This window comes from Methanobrevibacter sp. (assembly GCF_017447225.1).
GTDB lineage: Archaea > Methanobacteriota > Methanobacteria > Methanobacteriales > Methanobacteriaceae > Methanocatella.
This window is the reverse complement of sequence record NZ_JAFSNZ010000080.1, coordinates 1-18,627: the sequence shown is the minus strand read 5'-3', so window position 1 is coordinate 18,627 and position 18,627 is coordinate 1. Positions and strand designations below refer to the sequence as shown.

At 33.6% G+C, this 18,627-nt stretch carries 18 protein-coding genes and 1 tRNA gene; 18 read left to right on the top strand and 1 reads right to left on the bottom strand.

What is annotated here, in order from left to right; genetic code table 11:
* The first annotated feature begins 1 nt into the window (after position 1).
* The 18 genes from IJQ68_RS07795 (at position 2) to IJQ68_RS07710 (ending at position 17,317) form a co-directional block, all read left to right on the top strand.
* Positions 2–1,081, top strand: coding sequence for a nickel-dependent hydrogenase large subunit (locus tag IJQ68_RS07795; RefSeq protein WP_292798924.1), 1,080 nt, complete (start codon positions 2–4; stop codon positions 1,079–1,081).
* Positions 1,082–2,110 (top strand): 4Fe-4S binding protein, encoded by a 1,029-nt coding sequence (locus tag IJQ68_RS07790; RefSeq protein WP_292798922.1) that lies wholly within the window; start codon positions 1,082–1,084, stop codon positions 2,108–2,110.
* Positions 2,111–2,115: 5 nt separating this feature from the next.
* Entirely contained in the window at positions 2,116–3,474 is a 1,359-nt protein-coding gene (locus IJQ68_RS07785) for a 4Fe-4S binding protein (protein ID WP_292798920.1), read from the top strand.
* 4 nt (positions 3,475–3,478) lie between these two features.
* On the top strand, positions 3,479–4,522 hold the full coding sequence (locus tag IJQ68_RS07780) for a hypothetical protein (RefSeq protein ID WP_292798918.1): 1,044 nt from the start codon (positions 3,479–3,481) through the stop codon (positions 4,520–4,522).
* Position 4,523: 1 nt separating this feature from the next.
* The gene (locus IJQ68_RS07775) at positions 4,524–5,414 is read left to right on the top strand and encodes a formylmethanofuran--tetrahydromethanopterin N-formyltransferase (RefSeq protein WP_292798916.1); all 891 of its coding nucleotides are present in this window, start codon (positions 4,524–4,526) and stop codon (positions 5,412–5,414) included.
* 9 nt (positions 5,415–5,423) lie between these two features.
* Positions 5,424–6,362: a carbohydrate kinase family protein gene (locus IJQ68_RS07770; RefSeq protein ID WP_292798914.1), complete on the top strand. Its 939-nt coding sequence runs from the start codon at positions 5,424–5,426 to the stop codon at positions 6,360–6,362.
* A gap of 40 nt (positions 6,363–6,402) precedes the next feature.
* A complete protein-coding gene (locus tag IJQ68_RS07765) occupies positions 6,403–7,230 on the top strand; it encodes a 4Fe-4S binding protein (protein WP_292798912.1) in 828 nt (275 codons plus the stop codon).
* 11 nt (positions 7,231–7,241) lie between these two features.
* Positions 7,242–7,877 carry an HPP family protein gene (locus tag IJQ68_RS07760; RefSeq protein WP_292798910.1) on the top strand — a complete coding sequence of 212 codons (636 nt, stop codon included), beginning with the start codon at positions 7,242–7,244 and terminating at the stop codon, positions 7,875–7,877.
* Positions 7,878–7,944: 67 nt separating this feature from the next.
* Positions 7,945–8,241, top strand: coding sequence for a putative quinol monooxygenase (locus IJQ68_RS07755; protein WP_292798908.1), 297 nt, complete (start codon positions 7,945–7,947; stop codon positions 8,239–8,241).
* Between the two features lie 37 nt (positions 8,242–8,278).
* A tRNA-Thr gene (locus IJQ68_RS07750) sits at positions 8,279–8,351 on the top strand.
* A gap of 60 nt (positions 8,352–8,411) precedes the next feature.
* Positions 8,412–8,762: a hypothetical protein gene (locus tag IJQ68_RS07745; RefSeq protein WP_292798906.1), complete on the top strand. Its 351-nt coding sequence runs from the start codon at positions 8,412–8,414 to the stop codon at positions 8,760–8,762.
* A gap of 151 nt (positions 8,763–8,913) precedes the next feature.
* Complete coding sequence (locus tag IJQ68_RS07740) at positions 8,914–10,203, top strand: uracil-xanthine permease family protein (RefSeq protein ID WP_292798904.1); 1,290 nt, start codon at positions 8,914–8,916, stop codon at positions 10,201–10,203.
* Complete coding sequence (gene upp, locus IJQ68_RS07735; protein ID WP_292798902.1) at positions 10,196–10,822, top strand: uracil phosphoribosyltransferase; 627 nt, start codon at positions 10,196–10,198, stop codon at positions 10,820–10,822. The genes IJQ68_RS07740 and upp overlap by 8 nt, the downstream gene beginning before the upstream one ends.
* Positions 10,823–11,078: 256 nt before the next feature.
* Positions 11,079–12,200, top strand: coding sequence for a tocopherol cyclase family protein (locus IJQ68_RS07730; RefSeq protein WP_292798900.1), 1,122 nt, complete (start codon positions 11,079–11,081; stop codon positions 12,198–12,200).
* Positions 12,197–12,868, top strand: coding sequence for a diacylglycerol/polyprenol kinase family protein (locus IJQ68_RS07725; protein ID WP_292798898.1), 672 nt, complete (start codon positions 12,197–12,199; stop codon positions 12,866–12,868). Before IJQ68_RS07730 ends, IJQ68_RS07725 begins: the two co-directional genes overlap by 4 nt.
* 709 nt (positions 12,869–13,577) lie before the next feature.
* A complete protein-coding gene (locus IJQ68_RS07720; protein WP_292798897.1) occupies positions 13,578–15,173 on the top strand; it encodes a transposase in 1,596 nt (531 codons plus the stop codon).
* Positions 15,174–15,523: 350 nt separating this feature from the next.
* Positions 15,524–15,895, top strand: a complete 372-nt coding sequence (locus IJQ68_RS07715; RefSeq protein WP_292798895.1) for a hypothetical protein — start codon at positions 15,524–15,526, stop codon at positions 15,893–15,895.
* Positions 15,896–15,922: 27 nt separating this feature from the next.
* Entirely contained in the window at positions 15,923–17,317 is a 1,395-nt protein-coding gene (locus IJQ68_RS07710; RefSeq protein ID WP_292798894.1) for an SAP domain-containing protein, read from the top strand.
* Here the strand turns inward: IJQ68_RS07710 and IJQ68_RS07705 are convergent.
* Positions 17,304–18,254 carry a zinc ribbon domain-containing protein gene (locus IJQ68_RS07705; RefSeq protein WP_292798892.1) on the bottom strand — a complete coding sequence of 317 codons (951 nt, stop codon included), beginning with the start codon at positions 18,252–18,254 and terminating at the stop codon, positions 17,304–17,306. The genes IJQ68_RS07710 and IJQ68_RS07705 overlap by 14 nt on opposite strands.
* Positions 18,255–18,627 lie beyond the last annotated feature (373 nt).

Sequence of the window (18,627 nt, the reverse complement as noted above, 5' to 3'; positions counted from 1 at the left end):
TATCCGACTTAAACTCCAGACTGAAGGGGAAAAAGTTGTAAAAGCAGAGATTGAATATGGTTATGTTCACAGAGGTATTGAAAAGATTATTGAAGGTCAAACTTGGCAGAGAGGTATTTATTTATCTGAAAGGGTTTGTGGTATCTGTTCATATGAGCATACTCAGACTTTCGCCGAAACTATTGAACAGATTTGCGGAGTCCAAGCTCCTCCAAGAGCCCAATTCTTAAGAGTAATAACAAATGAATTGGATAGAATTCAAAGTCATTTCCTTGGAAACTCCACATTTTTCAAGTCTTTAGACCATGAAACCTTATTCATGCATGTGCTTGAGTTAAGGGAATATGCAATGGATTCTATTGAACTTTTGACTGGTAATAGGGTTAATATGGGTTGGAATGTTGTTGGCGGAGTTAAAATGGATGCGGATGAACGTCATTTCAAGCCTATTCTGGAAAACCTCAAAAAAATAGAGGAAGGATTTGAAAGAACAAGAGAAATCTTTGCTGAAGGTCCTGCATTAGGTCTCCGTACTAAAGGTGTCGGCGTAATGACTAAAAAAGAAGCTATTAGAGGAAGAGCTGTCGGTCCTATTGGTCGTGGTTCCGGAATTAAATACGATTATCGTGAAGATCATTACACTTATAAGGATTATCTTGACTTTAAAACTATTTGGAGAAAAGAAGGGGATAATTACGCAAGAACTTTAAACAGATTTGATGAAATCCCTGAATCCATCAGTTTGATTAGGCAAGCTATCGACAATATTCCTAAAGGAGATATTCGTGTTCCTGTTGAGCTTAAATCAGGTTATGCCCAATGGAGAAATGAGGCACCCCGTGGTGAAGTAACCTACACGATTGAAACCAACGGTAATCTTATTAAGCATATTTCAATCAGAACTCCAAGTATTCCGAATATGGACTCCTGTGCTAAATACATGATTAGGGATGTGCCGTCAGTTGCTGATGCTGTTGCAACTTATGCCTCATGTGACCCTTGTGTTGCATGTGCCGAAAGGGTTGCTGTCACTGATGAGCACGGAAAGACTTCTTTAAAAAATTTCGGTGAGGTAATGTAGATGTCATCTTTAATATGGTATATTTATGACTTTGCTCAAAAGGCATGGGCCAATGCATTTACTAATGCTAAATCTTTACCTGAACTTGCTGAAAAACCGGACAGGTTTAGGAATTTCCCTAAAGTAAACAAGGAGTACTGTATTGGATGCGGTGCCTGTACTGTATCTTGTCCTTCACCTAATGCAATAAAAATCATTCGTGAAAAGGATGATGAGACTGGAGAAGGAATGACTTATCCTGTAATCTATGAGGGAGCCTGTATTCGTTGCGGTTTTTGTGCAGAAGTTTGTCCTACAGAACCGAAAACACTGGAATGCGGTGAAAACCATTTAATCAAACCGGAATTCAATATTATTCCTTCAAAACGACAATATATTGTTGATGATTATTTATGTATTAAATGTAAGAAATGTATGAAAAAGTGTCCTGTCAATGCAATATCTCTTGTTAATGATAAAATGCATGTAGACCAGCTCAATTGTATTGCCTGTGGTGAATGTATAGATGTCTGTCCGGTCAACGGCGCGATGAAAGGTGTATTCGTTGAAAACTTACAGGATCAAAAGGATTTGATTCTTTTAACTGTAAATTATCTTGAAGATTATATTAACTCCAAAGAAGAGGATTTAAGAGCACTCCAAAAGGACAGTCTTCTTCAGTATGATGTTCCTTTAGATGATATTTGGGATGAAGCTCTCAAGATTATTCCTGATGAGGAAGTCAGTTTTGAAATAGTTTCCAATGCCGTTAACAGGCTTAAAATCAGAATCATTGATTGGGATAAAAGTAAATGTAAGAAATGTCAGCTTTGTATTCCTGACTGTCCGACAGGTTGTATTTCATTTGATGAGGATGAAGATACAATCGTTAGAGATAAAGACAGGTGTTTAAGATGCAGTATATGTTATCAGACATGTCCTTTCTCAGTAATAAAATATTTCATAGCAAAATTCTCTTTAGAGGATGATAGAATTATCCATACTACTGTGAAAGCATCTAATTTAAATGAGGAGATTTTAATGGAGTGAGTGTTATGATTGACAGTTATACTAAAACTCCAAGACCACTGAGACATGTTGATGTTGATTATCTGATTAATCAGACAAAATGTGAAAATTGTGCGGATAAGCCATGTCTTAATTCATGTCCTATTGATGCAATCTATATGGATGAAGTTGATGGTCTTGTAAAAATAAAAAATACTTGCTTTGGTTGTGTTTTATGTCGTAATTCATGCCCATATGATGCAATTTCCCTTGATGTCCATATGGATCCCCCTATCAAGGAGGAAGTTCCAAACATTAACATTAAATTGTGTAAGGCATGCGGTGCATGTGTGCAGGCATGTAAAAACGGATCAATACACATTATAAATGACGGTAACAATCCTCCGCACAGTGAAATTGATAAGGATACCTGTGTCCGTTGTGGATATTGTTTCAGAGTATGTCCTACCGATGCGATTAAGTATGGACAGCTCCTTCCTAAAACAGTCAAGGGAGGTAAAGCTATCGTTGTTAATCAGGATAAATGTATTGGCTGTATGACCTGTACCAGGGTATGTCCTTCAACAGGTGCAATAAATGTCGGAAGGACTAATAAGTTGCCTTATATCAATCCGGGATACTGTGCAAGATGTGAGGAATGTATGCATTCCTGTCCGTCAACAGCTATCAGATATGCTTCCCGTAAAAAAGCTTATAAAATGTACAGTGAAATAAAATCCTTTGATATTGTGTCCAGTATTGTCGATAACGATATGAAAAGGTTATCTCTGGATTTAATAAGTTTAAACTCTGTTCTTAAAAGGGTTGCAACTGCAATGTCTTTGGAATTCGATGACCAGAAATTTGAAAATTTCATTGAATGCAAAGTAAATGACCAGATGGAAAAGGAATTGGGCATTGTTTTGGATTCACGTATTGAAGTAAATAAGTTTGATAAGCTCTTCGGTTCTTATCTGATGGACAGAAACATTGAAGTCTACAACAAGAAATGTGTCGCCTGCGGTGAATGTTATAATGTCTGTCCTGTTGATGCAATTGAGCTCAATGGTCCCGATCCAATAACCATAAATGACAATTGTGTTTATTGCGGTAAATGTGTGGAACAATGCCAGTTCGATGCAATAGGAGCTTATGACGATTATTATTATAGTAAAGACACTGATTTGTACTATGCAAGATCTTATCTTTACAAACAGAGGGAGGCGGATTTGTCCATATCCACTACAAAGTGTCAGGCATGTGCAATATGTGTAAAGAACTGTCCGACTCAGGCTTTGGAACTGAAAGGGGATCATGTTGAATTCATAGAAGATAATTGTATTTACTGCAGAACATGTGAAGCAATCTGTCCGGTTGATTCAATAAGAATTATAAACTTTAGGTGAGCGGATGTTTGAAAAATCATTTATTACAGACTGTGAAGGTCCATTAACACTCAACGATAACGCATTTGAATTATGTGCGCATTTCATTGAAAATGGTGATGAACTATTTAAAACTCTCAGTTTATATGATGATTATCTTGTTGATGTTGTTAAAAAAGAAGGTTATAAGGCAGGAAATACTTTAAAATTAATTCTACCGTTTTTTGTACTTGAAAACCTTAAAAATGATGATTTGATTAGCTTTTCACAAAATAATATTTATGCTGTCAGGGATTCAAAATTCCTTTTAAAATACTTGAAGGAATCTATGAATACGTATATAGTTAGTACAAGTTATGGCCAATATATTGAAGCACTTTCCAATTATATGGAATTTCCATTTGAAAATGCATATTACACTGATGTTGATGTGGATGGGTTGTGTTTGAATGATGAAGAATTGGCTAAAATTGACGAATTCAAAAAACAGATTCTTGAAAACCCTGAAGATTACGAATTATTTGATAACATATTCTTCGTTGAAATTCCTAAAATGTCCATTTATGAAAAAATAAAACAGATTGATGTTGTTGGCGGTTTAGGCAAGAAAATGGCCATTGACGATATAATTGAAAAAGATGGCATTGATATCAATCAGATTTTATATATTGGTGACAGCATAACGGATGTGGAACCTCTTCAGTTTGCCCGTGAAAATGATGGAATATCAATATCATTCAACGGCAATGAATATCCTCTGAAAGTTGCTGAAATAGCTATCGTATCACCAAGTGCCGTAGCCACTGCGGTAATAGCTAATGTCTACTCACAATATGATAAATCCGAAGTTTTAAAATTTATCGATGAATATAATTCACAGGAAAATATTGAGGAATTATTTGAGAAATATTCTATTTACAAAGAAATTGCAGATAGGTTCTTTGAAGTCTTTGATGATGAGTATCCTATTATCAAATTAATCAATGAAGAAAATTATGATGAAATACTAAAAGAAAGTGTCAGTATGCGAAATAATATTCGTGGCGAAGACATAGGAGGATTAGGATAAAATGAGTTATGAAAAAGTTGAAGATACCTTTTTTGAAGCTTTTGAAGGAAAATATGTAAGGGCTTTAATCACAGGACCAACTGAAAAGATAGTTGAAAGAGCAGCATATGACTCAACATCAACCCCAAGTGCTGTAATCGGTAGGGTTGAAGGGGGAGTAGAAGGCTTTTTAGATAAAAGTGAAACTCCTGATGGTCGTTTCGGTGCTGTTGTCCAGTATTGGTTAGGTGGGGATGATAAAGAAAAATTTGCATTCGAATTATCCTATCGTTTAAGGCAAGATGTGCTGGTCAAACCATTTACACGAATATTTGATTACTCTGACAGTGAAAGTGATGATTATATCGAAATGATGGACATTGTGGGTCATTGCGGTGACGGATGGGAATGGACTGTAGAGGAATACGGCCGCAAGATGATAAACGTCCCTATAGCAGTTCCTGATTTTCAGATTGAAGAAAAATTCAAAATCAATGATGGGATTATGGGAGGAAATTTCTGGTATTTATGTGAAACTCCAGAAGCAGTATTGACTGCGGGGGATGCAATAATCGATGCCATAATGGAAGTTGAAGGTGCAACTGCACCGTTTGATGTCTGTTCAGCAGCATCAAAACCGGAAACAAATTACTCTGAAATCGGACCGACCACAAATCATTATTACTGCCCTTCTTTAAAAGAACGATTGGGTAAAGAGTCCAAGGTTGCGGAAAATGTGAATTATATCCCTGAAATTGTCGTCAATGCAACTGATGTCGATTCAATGTTTAAAGCTTTAAAGGCAGGTATTGATGCGGCCATTGATGTTGATGGGGTTATTGGAATATCTGCAGGAAACTTTGATGGTAAACTCGGTGATCAAATTTATAATTTATTGGATGTATTGAAATAGGGTTTTATTATGGAAATATTTGATGATGATTTAAATGCGCAGGTTATAGGCTTTGGAGCACTTAATGTGGATAAGCTGTATTCTGTAGAAAATATCGCAGGAGCAGATGAGGAAAGTTTCATCAAATGCAGTCAGGATACTCCTGGTGGCTCTGCGGCAAATACAATCATAGGCTTATCTAGATTGGGCGTATCCACATCAATAATAGGCAAAATTGCCGAAGATGAAGATGGTGATTTAATCGAATATAATCTGGCAATGAATGAGGTTTTCTCAAATAACTTGATTTATGCCGATAAAGGAAGCACGGGCAAATGTCTGGGATTTGTTGACTCTGATGGTGAAAGATGCCTTTATGTCGATCCTGGTGTCAACGATGACATTGTCATTGAAGAGATAAATACTTTAAACATTATGAGATGTAAGATAATGCATTATACCTCTTTTGTCGGTGATTCATTTAAAACCCAAATAAAATTGCTTGATAATTTAAATAAGGATACTATTTTAAGTTTCGATCCGGGAATGTTATATGTCCAGAAAGGTTTGGATGAAATCAAGCCGATTTTGGATAGGTGTGATATTTTGCTGATTAACGAATCAGAATTAAGATTATTATATGATGATGAGGAATCTTCTTATGAGCAATTGGCCGAAAAGCTTCTTGATATGGGCATCGGTACTGTTGTTGTAAAAAGAGGTTCTGAAGGTGTTTTCGCCTGCAATAAGGATGAAAATTGTGAAGTTCAGGCATTTGAATGCAGTGTCGTTGACACTACAGGTGCTGGAGATAGTTTCAATAGCGGATTTTTATATGCTTTTCTGAATGATTTCACCTTGGAAAAGTCATGTGAAATTGGTAACTGGGTTGCCAGCAAAGCTATTGAAGGATTTGGGATGGATAAATTCCCTTCCTTGGAAGAGTTGAAAGATTTTATAAATAATTAAAGATAAAGTTTATTTAATAAAATACATAGTTGGTAATAATATGAATGTATCGTTTATAAAGCAGATGAAAAATTTGGAACGTGAAGTTCTTTTGAAATCTGTTGAATTAGATGATGATGGTGATGATTTCCAATTTGAATTGGATGATTTTAAAGCAGAGGAAGAAATCATTGCTGTTGCGCCAAAATGTGTAAGATGTAATACATGTGTTGGTACATGTCCTGTTAGTGCTATTGAACCAGCTAATATTTTTAGGATAGCTAAGATTACTGATAAATGTGTTAAATGCGAAATATGTGTTCAGACTTGCCCTATTTCAGCTATTAAATTAATTAAAAATGTAGTTGTTTTTGATGGGGAAAGTGAGAACGATTTTGTAGAATACAGCCTGAATAATGTTAGGTGTCCTCATAGAGTAGTTAGAATGAATAGTATTGACATAGATTACAGTGCAGAAAACAATTGGCAAGATTGTGCTGATTTATGTCCAACAAATGCATTCACATTGGAATTTAAGGAGTTTTTTGATAAATTGGGATTTGATACAGGTATTGATTTGGATGAAGATACATTATATCCTTATATTAATGAGAAATTATGTATCGGATGCAGTGCCTGTGTTGAAATTTCAAAAAATGAAAGTGCAATTACATTGGATAGGATAATAGGACCTATAGTTCACAGCAGAAAAATCGACGTTAACCATGATTTATGCGTCAATTGCTATTTATGTGAAGAAAATTGTCCTGTTGAAGCCATATGGTTGGAAGATGGGGAAGTAATATTGGACAATGATAAATGTATCCGCTGTGTGGAATGTACAAATCATTGTCCTGTCGGAGCATTACAACGTATAGAAATTGAATAGGAGGAATTGTTTTGAAAGCTAAAGAGTTAATGGATAAAGATTTTGCATATTTGAATTGCAATGACAGTGTTGTTGAAGTGTCCAAAGTAATGGAAGAAATCAGAAGATTTACTTGTCCTGTTGTAAATGATAATAAACAGCTTGTCGGATGGATCACTTCTTTTGATATAACTAGAGGTTTAAGGGAAGGAAACGAAAAAATTAGTGAGATAATGAGTTCTTATGAAGAGATAACCACAATTCATGAGGATGCACCTGCAAGACTTGCAGTAATCTTAACCGCTAACAATAAATTTGTTACTGTTCCTGTTCTTAATGATGATAATCAGGTAATTGGAATGATTCGTTCCTGTGATATTGTCGAATTGTTATCTGAGCTTTATGATATTAAAGTATCAAAATTATATGAAGCAATGCAGAATCAGCTCAAGGGCGTAACATGGGATGAGCTAATGTCCGCTTCCGCCCTAGTATCTAAGAAAACTACTGGTAAGAAAATATCTCCTGAAGAATATGAAGCAAATATTATGGATTCCACTTTTGGTGAAGCTATATGGGCCACAGGAGGATTAGAAAAATTCTTTGCCGGCCTGATTTCCGTTGGTGAATTGGTAATTGCCCGTAGAGTAGGTAAGGCAAGAAAATAAATAAATTTAGGGAATTAAAAATATATTTCCACTTTTACTAATTAATTCATATATTATAAGTGACAAAATGATAATTGTTTTAGCAAAAGCAATTCCTAATGATGAAGATGCAAAGATGATTTTCATCGATATTTCATCAGATCTAATTGAAAAATCTAAAGCAGAAGAAGGAAATATTGATTATAATTTATATGATGATGTTAATGATGGTTCATTGATGTTTGTTGAGAAATGGGAGTCTGTTGAAGACTTAAAAGAGCATATGCAAACTGAACATTTCATTAAATTTGGTCAATATATTCAAAATTTAGTTGCTTGCGAACTTGAAATTGAAGTTTTCAGCTCCGATAAACTTGAATTTTAAGTATTCTTGTAACTAACTGTTATTTTTTTCTTATTATGCTACTGTAACACAATTGGCAGTGTGCCGCCCTCGTAAGGCGGAGGTTGCGGGTTCAAGTCCCGTCAGTAGCTTTCATTTATTTTGCTAAAATTTATATATGTGAAATTTCAATATCTAATGGGGGTAAGAAAATGAAATTAGAAAATGCTATTATTTTAATTCTAATTATTTTAATTGTATTAGCTACTGGCTTTTATGCATTGATTACATTTGGAAATCTTTCTATAACTCCTAGTGATGATAATTCCACGAATTTCACTGATAATTCAAATTCCAATATGTCTGTGGATTCATCTTCAGGTGATGTGGGTGCTGATTCCCAATCATCTCAAGGCAGTGGCTCTTCCAGTTCTTCTTCAAGTTCACAGAGTTCTGGTAGTTCATCTTCAGATTCTGGAGGTTCTGGTTCCGGCACTTCATCTTCAGAAAGTTTTTCACCAGGCCAATCGCCGGGAACTGAAAGCAATGGGGATTTTGATTAATCTCCAATATTTTTTATTTTTTTTAATGTGAACTCAAATTCATATTGAAATTCTCTTTTTTTACATTATATTTTTATAATTATTGTCACAAATATTAACACATATAGGAAAATTGTTCGTACATTTTCTTTAATCTATTATGTGTGATATGATGAGTGAAGAAAATAGTAATATGCTATTGGGTGTTAGAGACAAGCCTCCTGCACTTAATTGGGTTTTGCTTGCTATTCAGCATGTATGTGCAATGTTTGGTGCTACGATTTTAGTTCCTATCGTTGTTAACACCACTGCTGGTGCGGATGTTTTATCTATCCCTGTAGCATTAGTTTCATCTGGTTTAGGTACACTTATTTACCTAATTTGTACTCGTGGACGAAGTCCGGTATATCTGGGAAGTTCGTTTGCGTTTATTGCTCCTATGATTGCAGGTTATGCAATCGCAGGAAAAGCGAGTGTTTTTACGGCTTTAATGATTGTCGGTTTAGTTTATGTCGTCATTTCTTTAATTATCAGAATTTCCGGCAAAGCATGGATTAATCGTCTTTTGCCTCCGGTAATTGTTGGACCTATGATTATGGTTATTGGTCTGTCCCTTGCGCCGACGGCTATCAGTGAGATTGGTCTTGATCTTGATATTATTCCGTGGCAAAATCTTATCGTTGCTCTAATTGCATTTTTAACCACGGCATTTTTGGCAGTTCGTGGAAAAGGAATCTTAAGGGTCATTCCGTTCCTCGTCGGTATCATTGTGGGTTATATTGTTGCAGCATTGCTTGGTATGGTTGATTTCACGGGCGTTATGACAGCTCAAGTGATTGCTGTGCCTGAATTCTATCTGCCGTTTATGCATTATGACTTGAATTTTGCAGCGATATTAACTATCGTTCCGATTGCGCTTGTAACGATGGTTGAGCATATTGGGGACCACAAGGTCTTAAGTGAAATCATCGGCCGTGATTTGATTGAAGATCCTGGTTTGGATAGAACCTTGCTCGGTGACGGTCTTGCAACATTTTTAGCGGCATTCCTGGGAGGTCCTGCTAACACAACTTATGGTGAAAACACATCAGTTGTAGGTATGACCCGTGTCGCATCAGTTTATGTAATAGGTCTTGCAGCAATCATCGCAATCATATTTGCATTTTCAGGTCATCTGACAGCTTTGTTAACAGCTATCCCAGCACCTGTTTTAGGTGGTATCTCTGTATTGTTATATGGTTTTATCTGTGTAAACGGTTTGAAAATATTAATCCACAATCAAGTTGATTTCAATAATACTAAAAATGTTGTTGTTGCAGCTACAATGCTTGTTTTAGGATTAGGTGGTGCAACTTTATCCGTTGCATCTGGTGATTTGTCAATAGCTATTTCAGGTATGTCTCTTGCAGCAATCGTAGGTATTATCCTTAACTTATGTATTCCGGAGGAAAAACATGAATGAGATTGTATTGAATCATCCGCTGATAACTCATAAACTGGCTATTTTAAGAGATATCAATACAGGTACTAAGGAATTTAGAGAACTTGTAACTGAAATTTCAATTCTGCTTTGTTATGAGGCTATGAAGGATGCAAAGCTTGAAGAGGTAACCATTGAAACTCCCCTTGAAAAGATGGAGACCGGAAAGCTGAATGAAGACAAATATGCAGTTGTTCCTATTTTAAGGGCAGGAATGGGTATGGTTGAAGGAATAATCACTGTCGTTCCTAACGCTAAAGTAGGTCACATTGGTCTTTATCGTGACGAAGAAACTTTGGAACCTGTTGAATATTACTACAAGATGCCTGACGGCATTGCAGACAGGGAAGTTTTAATAATTGACCCTATGCTTGCAACAGGCGGAAGTGCTTCAGCAACAATTAATCGTCTTAAGCAGGATGGAGTCACTAAAATCAAATTGCTGTGTCTTGTTGCAGCTCCTGTGGGTATTAAAACCATTGAGGAAAATCATCCTGATGTCCAGATTTACTGTGCTGTCGTGGACCGTGAATTGAATGACCATGCATACATCATGCCAGGTCTTGGAGATGCCGGAGACAGAGTTTACGGAACTAAATAATCTTATTTAGTTCATCTTTTTTATTTTTTCATGTAGATATCATATTGTCAATATTCTATTTTACAAAACATGTTTGATTAAATCAATTTGTTAATTAATATTTCAACATACTTTTTAGATTCATGCTTATTTTATTTGTTCTAAAATTAATTATTTTGCATGTTAATTTAATTCTATTTCATCCGATTAAAATCAAATAATAAGCTATTTATTATATCTTTAATATATCTTATATTATCTCGTTGGAGGATTTTAAATGAACAAGAGTGATTTAGAAAGAAATTATTATATGCTCAAAGGACCACTCGCAAAAAAAGGTTATGATTGGTGGTGGCATTCCTTAACTGCATATAATAAGGAAACTGGAGAAGCAAAACCATTCTTCATTGAATATTTTGTATGTAACCCTGCATTAGCTGAGGATGAACCTACTTTAGGTCAAGATCCTGAAAATCAAAGATTAGGCAAAAGGCCATCCTATTGTATGACAAAAGTTGGAACCTGGGGAAAAAATCCAAAACAAATTCATAATTTTTACTCAATGAAAGATTTCCAATGCCCGGACAATGAATTAAACATTCGTGTTGGAGACTGTTCTCTGACTGAAACCCATATGTCAGGTTCATGTACCGTAACAGAAGAAGACGCCAAAAATCACCCAGAATATATGAGTGATGCTGGAGACATGAGATGGGATTTGGACATTGATAAACAAATTACTTTCAATGTGGGTTATGGTGCAAGTAAAATTTTTAGAAAATTGAACTCTTTTGAAATGTTTTGGCATGCTGAAGGAATAAAAACACAATACAGCGGAACAATCTGGCTGGACGGTGTTGAATATGAAGTAATTCCTGAAAAATCATATGGATATGCCGATAAAAATTGGGGAGGAGACTTTACCTCACCATGGTTATGGATTTCATCATGCAACCTGACCAGTCTTAAAACAGGTAAAAAATTAAATAACTCTGCATTTGAAGCAGGTGGTGGAAGACCTAAAGCATTTGGAATAGCAATCCCCCGTAAATTATTAATTGGTTTTTATTATGAAGGTACGATGTATGAATACAACTTTGCAAGATTCTGGAATCTCGTAAAAATCGATTTCGACTTCGAAGAAGGAGAAGACGTTCATACATGGCATATAAACGCATCAAACAAAAATTCACGTATGGAACTTGTATTATACTGTAAACGTGAGGAAATGATGCTATTCAATTATGAAGCTCCTAACGGCAAAAAACTCCACAACAGACTATGGAATGGTGGAAACGGTTGGGGAGAAATCAAACTCTATAAAAAAGATGGTACATTAATTGACCATGTAAAAATGGAAAACGCCGGCTGTGAATACGGGGAGTATGATAAAGAATGATTTTCACAGATATCATTGCATTAATTGTCGTATACATTTATGTAATTGCAATATTTGTCATTGCAGAAAAGGTTTTAAAATCCAGACCTGAATTTTCACGTAAATTCCTCCATATTATGGTAGGTAACATGATTTTTGCAATGCCGTTTTTTTCAAACCCTTGGGTTATGATTATTGGACTGACATTGCCCGCTTCAATAGGAACATTCCTGTTAACCGAATACTCTCCAATCAAAATAGAAAACACCATGACGGAATCTGGACATGCTCTAGGATTGTTTTTCTATTCTGCAATCTGGACAGTACTGTTAATAATCTTTGGTAATTACATATGGATTGTTGCACTAGCTATTGTTCCTTTAGTATATGGTGACGGATTTGCAGCATTAATAGGTATTAAATTCGGTAAAGTTAAATTTTCCATTTTCGGAAGTACAAAATCCCTTGAAGGATCACTGTCCATGTTTGTCGTAACGACTGTTATGAGTGTATTTGTATGGATGGTTTTCACATCAATCGGTTATACAATGCCTGAATTTAATTTAGTGGCTATTCTGTCTATTTCTGCTGTTGCAACTATTTGTGAAGCTTTAAGTTATGGTGGAATTGACAATTTAACAGTTCCTGCATTGACTTCAGTTTTATATTATCTGGTAACTATCTTATAGTTGCCATCATTTTACTTTTCATTTTTTGCATTTTAATCAATGATATTTGCACCTTGGCAACACCTATAATCACGCCTTTATATGTTATTTTACTTACTATAGTCTTTTACTTAATATTTGTACCATTTTTGTAAGAGGAAAACTCATAACTCAATAATAATCTAATTTTCTTGTTTTTTTAAAATTACAATCATTAAATCCTTATTTTCTAAAAATACTAATTTTAAACAATTTAAATTTAAAATTTCTAAAAATAATATTCTTCACCCATTCTATTAAATCATAACTAAAAACAATTCAAATTATTTAAAAACAATTTTATATTGCTTATATAATTAAAATATGGTGGAGATTAATTATTTTAGCATAATTTTGGTTTTATTTGACTTATTTTTTTCATGTTTTGGATTTTTATTTTTTTAGATTCTGGCTCTTTTTGAAAATTATTTTTTGCGAGTGTTAAAATGGATAAAAACACTTGAAATTTCCATTAAATAACTGAAAATTTTTAAAATAATCTATAAGTAATAATAAATTACTAAAAGTTAATAAGAATAATTATAAGTACTTTAAATTACATATTATTAATATAGAATAAATTTTATTTAATTCTAAAATCATTGACTTAATATTGGTGGAATTGAGTAATTTTTATCCTATTTTTAAAAAATTTTTATTGTATTAGAATTTTAATGGAAATGTGTTATTTATGGCATTGAAAGAGTTATTGTTATTTACACTGGAAAATATTTTAGATGGATTGTCAGAATTTGGTAATGAGAGTTATAAGCTTCGTATGATTACTAAATTCATTTTTAAACCATATGTTCAAGATTTGGTTCAGGATCTTAACAAGGAATTTAGCTCAGAAGAAGGTAATCGTGCTTATCCTCGTGAATTAATTTTGGGAGTATTAATGTATTGTTCTACAATACATATTCATGATTTAACTGGAATAGCACGTGAATGTAGAGTAAATCGGATGTTACAGTTTTTTACTTGTGGAGAAACGCCGTCTGCTTCAACTTTTAGAAGATTTTTCAAAGAAAACAATCGGTTAACCTTAAAAAAGATTTTTTGCTGCACATTACTGGAATTTAATGAAGAAAAGTTTCTAGATTTCTCCAGATTATTTATTGATGGTACTGATGCGTTAGTTAATGGTTCCATACATTATAAAATAACCTGGGATGAAATCACCATGTTACAGTATGCAAAACAATGGAAAATCCTACATAATAATCGAAAACAATCAATGGAACGATTTCTGACAGAATTAAAGAAAAAAGAAGAATTTTACAAAGATGATGAAGAAATGATAAAATTAATTAAATTAGCTTTAAAACGACCAGAAATATATAATAAACGAATATACAAGAAAATACCATTATTTACAGAAGCATTAATGGGAAGAAAACAAAATTATGTCTCCATTATGTTTCCCGAGTCCATAATGATGAGAACCAAAAAAGGAAAATTTGATTTCGCATTAAACTTACAACAAATGATGCTAAAAAACAAAATAGTATTCGGAGGACTTTTATTAGATAAACCAAATGATAGTAGAGTATTAGAAGAAGTTTTAATCGATATAAAAGAAACAATCGAAATATTACTGGATTTACAGAAGAAATATGGTATTAGAAGAAACTACAAGGAAATCAATTCATTACTGGAAAGAACAACATTCATTTTAGATTCAGGTTATTTTTCAGACCACAACCTTGAAATTGCAGATAAATACGCAATAAACGTGTTAATAATGCCCAAAGTCATTGCAAGACAAAGAAACAATAAAATACGAGCAGAAAACAATCTGGAAAAGAAAAACAAAAACACAAAAAATGATGACAAAATCAGCAAAAAACAAATGAAAAGAGTATTGGATGGATATATTTGCCCATATGGTCAAAAATCAACACTAACAAGTGATGATTTTATCATTGACAACGATAGAAACAAAAGAAAAGGCATTCCAGAACATTGGAAAGACAGAAAATACAAACACGAATTTAAATGTCCAATTGACTGTCCATTCAGACACAAATGCAATCATCAACTGATAATTGATGATATCAGTCCTTTAAAATATGAAATGACAAATAAATTCACGAATAAGAGATATATGGACATGTATAATGAAAGATTCTCCGAAAGCGAAAGTATTAATGGATATATTAAAAATACCGCAGGTATTTTTAAATTATTAACTTCCGACAAAACATCTGCTCAAAAAGAGATCTACATCATTAACATGACCTATAACCTCGTTCGATTCAATAATATAAAAGGAACAGCATACTAATTAAACCAAAAACTTCAAAATTTAATAAACCCCCAATATTTGAAGTTGATTATGCTAGTCTGTACTCCGTTTATATTATGCAAAAATCACCATAAATTACAGTAAAATTTAAGCAATTTTGCATAGTAAACATTCAAAATCACAATAAATTATGAAATTGAAATGTCTAAATTAAAGTATGTCAGAACTAACAAATAAAATTACCTCTCCATTCAAATAAAAATCCTACTAAAAATCATCATAAAACCATTTAAAATTCTAAAACAAACGAAAACAAAATATTAAATCAAATAAAGAACAAAGTGCATTGTTCTTCAGAAAAAACGGAGAAAATATTAATTTATTGACTTATGGTGAATCCTCTTGAAGAAATAAATGAAAATAATAAAGTGACTATGGCTGAATTTAAAAAGGCAGTTATACATTCATTAAATATTTTAGCTCAACGTGAATTTAAAGTACTGTTCAGCAAATCCACAACTGAAGAGCGAAAAATACTATGTTTAATGGCTGAAAGCGACGAAACATTTTTATCATATTCATATATCATAGAAAATGCTAATTTAAATTCCGAACCGTCAGCATTATTAAAAAGTTTAATTAATAAGAATATGATAATCAAACCTTCAAGAGGTAAATATAAATTAAAAAACAATCTTTTTAAATTGTACTTACAAAATTTGCGGATAAATCAAGAAACAGGTCTTATTAATAGTTATTGAGAGGATTAGGATAGAAAAAGTTAATAAATGATAAGATACAGATATATCATTGGTGTTAATACAATGGGTCTATTTTCCAAAACTCCTGAAGAAAAGAAACTGAAGGAACTGACTGGTGGCTTTTTACTGAATGATGATTTCATCGAAAAATTGGAACGCAACGGAATTGAACATAAATTCGGTTACAACATTCAATCCACTTTAAAAGATGAAATTAAAAAGGGCAGACTTAGTGTTGATGAAATAGAGCCAAGATTAAATTTTCTAATAAAGCAGCTGTCATCTATTGAAAGTGAAGAAAATCATGAGGATAAAGTTAAGATAACTTCACCTAAACAAAGGACTTTGAAATTTTTAATCAATCAGAAGCACAATCTGAAAACATGCCCTTACTGCAAGCGCAAAATCCTAAAGACAGATTCATACTGCTATAAGTGCGGCTTTAGCTTCACATCTAACGAAGATATTTCCCAAGATGAAAGTAAATCATCTAACAGGGAAATAGAAGATTTGGAAAAGTCATTTGATTTGAGAAATTCCAAAGAAATGGACAACAGATTTAAATTTGCTTATGTGCTTTATTTGGACTATCTGAATAAATATAATTCAATTATTCCACAGAAACATATCAGTGAATTTAATGTTAATCTGACTGATTTGGAAAATCGGGCAATTGCCGATGGATACATCAACAATTCATTTGATTTGGATAATTTGACAGTTAAGGATTTGAAAAGCATTCTGAAAAGCAATAATCTGAAGGTGTCCGGACGTAAAAACGAGCTGATTGAAAGAATAAATGATAACATTGATTTGAGTTCATACCGGTCAGGCACAATATCCTTTGAAGCTAGAAGATTCATAAATAAAAACAGACACGTTTTCTTTTACTTTAACCATTCAGAGTTAAAATCTCTTATCACAGTCGACAAGTTCGATAGTCTATTCAGTGATGTTGTAAAACCTACAAATAAAATAGCTTCGGATAAGATGATTAAATATCTGACACAGGAGGAGTATATGGCACAGAGCAGGTGGCAAATCGACCAATATAAAAACATACTCTTTGTATTGTCCAGTTTCTATGAAAAGGCCAATGATCTTTTTCACACCACAGAGATATATATTAGGCTATTGCTTTTGGATTTGAATAGCTTTTCCCAAAGCTTAAAAAAATCAGAGCCGCAATATGCAACTTTAAACCCTGTACTGATAGAAAAACTAAAGAATATATTGGATATGTATTCCTTTGACAGCACAACGCTAAAAGCAGTGTTTGAAACATCATATATGGCGATTGAGTCTTTAAAACCAGCAATATCTCAGGAGGACTCATGGATTTACATACTGAAACTGCTGAACGGAGAGGACATATCAAAAGTCACCAATTTGATTCATAGAACTTATTCTAACTATTATTAGATATGAATCCGTCCTTGATTGTTGAGAATACCTCAGCACTTTCCTTGTTTTTGGCAAGGGCAATTCCTGACATCAGCATCATATGCATCTGGCTGACTTTAGTTTCATCATCAAGAATCTCTTTTTTCTCAAGCAGAATCTGGTCGTAGCTTGGCGGTGCGCTATAGTCGTCCTTATAGACCTGTCTGATTTCCCGCCTTAAATTATCATCGATGAAATTCTCAAGGATATGGATGATGTCATCGGCTATGCTGTTTCCCAAAATCAGCGCAAAGAAAATGGCTTCACTATCCTTTTTCAAATCAAATTCTTCAGTTAGAATCTTATTGAATGATCCGTAGTTCTGATATCCGTGAGGTATGAACCTGCCTTCAACGCTGTGGGCACAGTATTCATTCATCAAAATAAAAACAGCATTTGTTCCAAGAGTAAATGACACATATGCCTCAAGGGCGTCACTTTTTTCAATTTCCCATACATACATCAGTATCTGTTCAAAGATTTCATCGAAAAGATGGTGTGACAGCTCATGAATCAATGTGGATATAACATCCGAATCGTTCAGCCTGTCGTCAACCTGTATGCGGTTATATGAATAGCTTCCAAGTTCCGCACCCTTTGACTTATAGCTTACATCAGCATATGACAATGTTAGCAATTTGATTTTTCCAAGAGTTGACCTGCTTTTGAATTCATGCTCCAAATCATTCAGATACTCACGGGCCATATTTTCTATATTCTTTAAAATGACATTGTACTCGAGTGTGGACAACTGGTTATTTTCAAGAATTTTCAAATTACTTTCGTTAGCGATTTCGTTGAAAGTTTCAAGCTTGTTGAGATTCAGATATTCATCATCCATTAGCACATGACCGCATTCATTGCAATAAATGCTATTTGATGATGACTCCTTTCCGCATTTTGAACAGAATACCATGATTAGATATTTGTTTGGAGATGTTGAAAAACGTTTTCATTTTAATTGTTCTGACTGATAAAAATTGTCTTCACTCAAACTTAAAACTTGAATAATCCACACCAATTTAATTATCAGATACTTAAAGAGCCTTTTTTGTCAGTAAATCATCACAATATTTATCAATGATAATAATATAGGATAAATTACTTTGTGTATATTAACTTTGGAGGAAAAAAATGACAAATGATACTTTCAATCTTCCTATTATTGAAGAAATTACATTAAGGGATATTCCATACCATCAGCAAAAAGAAGAAATAATTGAATACTGTAAACAGAACAAACGAGTTTTCATGTCAGACATTGCAAATGACTTAAAGCTTGATTTAGG

Excerpts from the sequence above, each read along its gene's own strand:
- IJQ68_RS07790 (WP_292798922.1), top strand. The coding sequence starts at position 1,082 with ATGTCATCTTTAATATGGTATATTTATGACTTTGCTCAAAAGGCATGG.
- IJQ68_RS07785 (WP_292798920.1), top strand. The coding sequence starts at position 2,116 with ATGATTGACAGTTATACTAAAACTCCAAGACCACTGAGACATGTTGAT.
- IJQ68_RS07780 (WP_292798918.1), top strand. The coding sequence starts at position 3,479 with ATGTTTGAAAAATCATTTATTACAGACTGTGAAGGTCCATTAACACTC.
- IJQ68_RS07775 (WP_292798916.1), top strand. The coding sequence starts at position 4,524 with ATGAGTTATGAAAAAGTTGAAGATACCTTTTTTGAAGCTTTTGAAGGA.
- IJQ68_RS07770 (WP_292798914.1), top strand. The coding sequence starts at position 5,424 with ATGGAAATATTTGATGATGATTTAAATGCGCAGGTTATAGGCTTTGGA.
- IJQ68_RS07765 (WP_292798912.1), top strand. The coding sequence starts at position 6,403 with ATGAATGTATCGTTTATAAAGCAGATGAAAAATTTGGAACGTGAAGTT.
- IJQ68_RS07755 (WP_292798908.1), top strand. The coding sequence starts at position 7,945 with ATGATAATTGTTTTAGCAAAAGCAATTCCTAATGATGAAGATGCAAAG.
- IJQ68_RS07745 (WP_292798906.1), top strand. The coding sequence starts at position 8,412 with ATGAAATTAGAAAATGCTATTATTTTAATTCTAATTATTTTAATTGTA.
- IJQ68_RS07740 (WP_292798904.1), top strand. The coding sequence starts at position 8,914 with ATGAGTGAAGAAAATAGTAATATGCTATTGGGTGTTAGAGACAAGCCT.
- upp (WP_292798902.1), top strand. The coding sequence starts at position 10,196 with ATGAATGAGATTGTATTGAATCATCCGCTGATAACTCATAAACTGGCT.
- IJQ68_RS07730 (WP_292798900.1), top strand. The coding sequence starts at position 11,079 with ATGAACAAGAGTGATTTAGAAAGAAATTATTATATGCTCAAAGGACCA.
- IJQ68_RS07725 (WP_292798898.1), top strand. The coding sequence starts at position 12,197 with ATGATTTTCACAGATATCATTGCATTAATTGTCGTATACATTTATGTA.
- IJQ68_RS07720 (WP_292798897.1), top strand. The coding sequence starts at position 13,578 with ATGGCATTGAAAGAGTTATTGTTATTTACACTGGAAAATATTTTAGAT.
- IJQ68_RS07715 (WP_292798895.1), top strand. The coding sequence starts at position 15,524 with ATGGTGAATCCTCTTGAAGAAATAAATGAAAATAATAAAGTGACTATG.
- IJQ68_RS07710 (WP_292798894.1), top strand. The coding sequence starts at position 15,923 with ATGATAAGATACAGATATATCATTGGTGTTAATACAATGGGTCTATTT.
- IJQ68_RS07705 (WP_292798892.1), bottom strand. The coding sequence starts at position 18,254 with ATGGTATTCTGTTCAAAATGCGGAAAGGAGTCATCATCAAATAGCATT.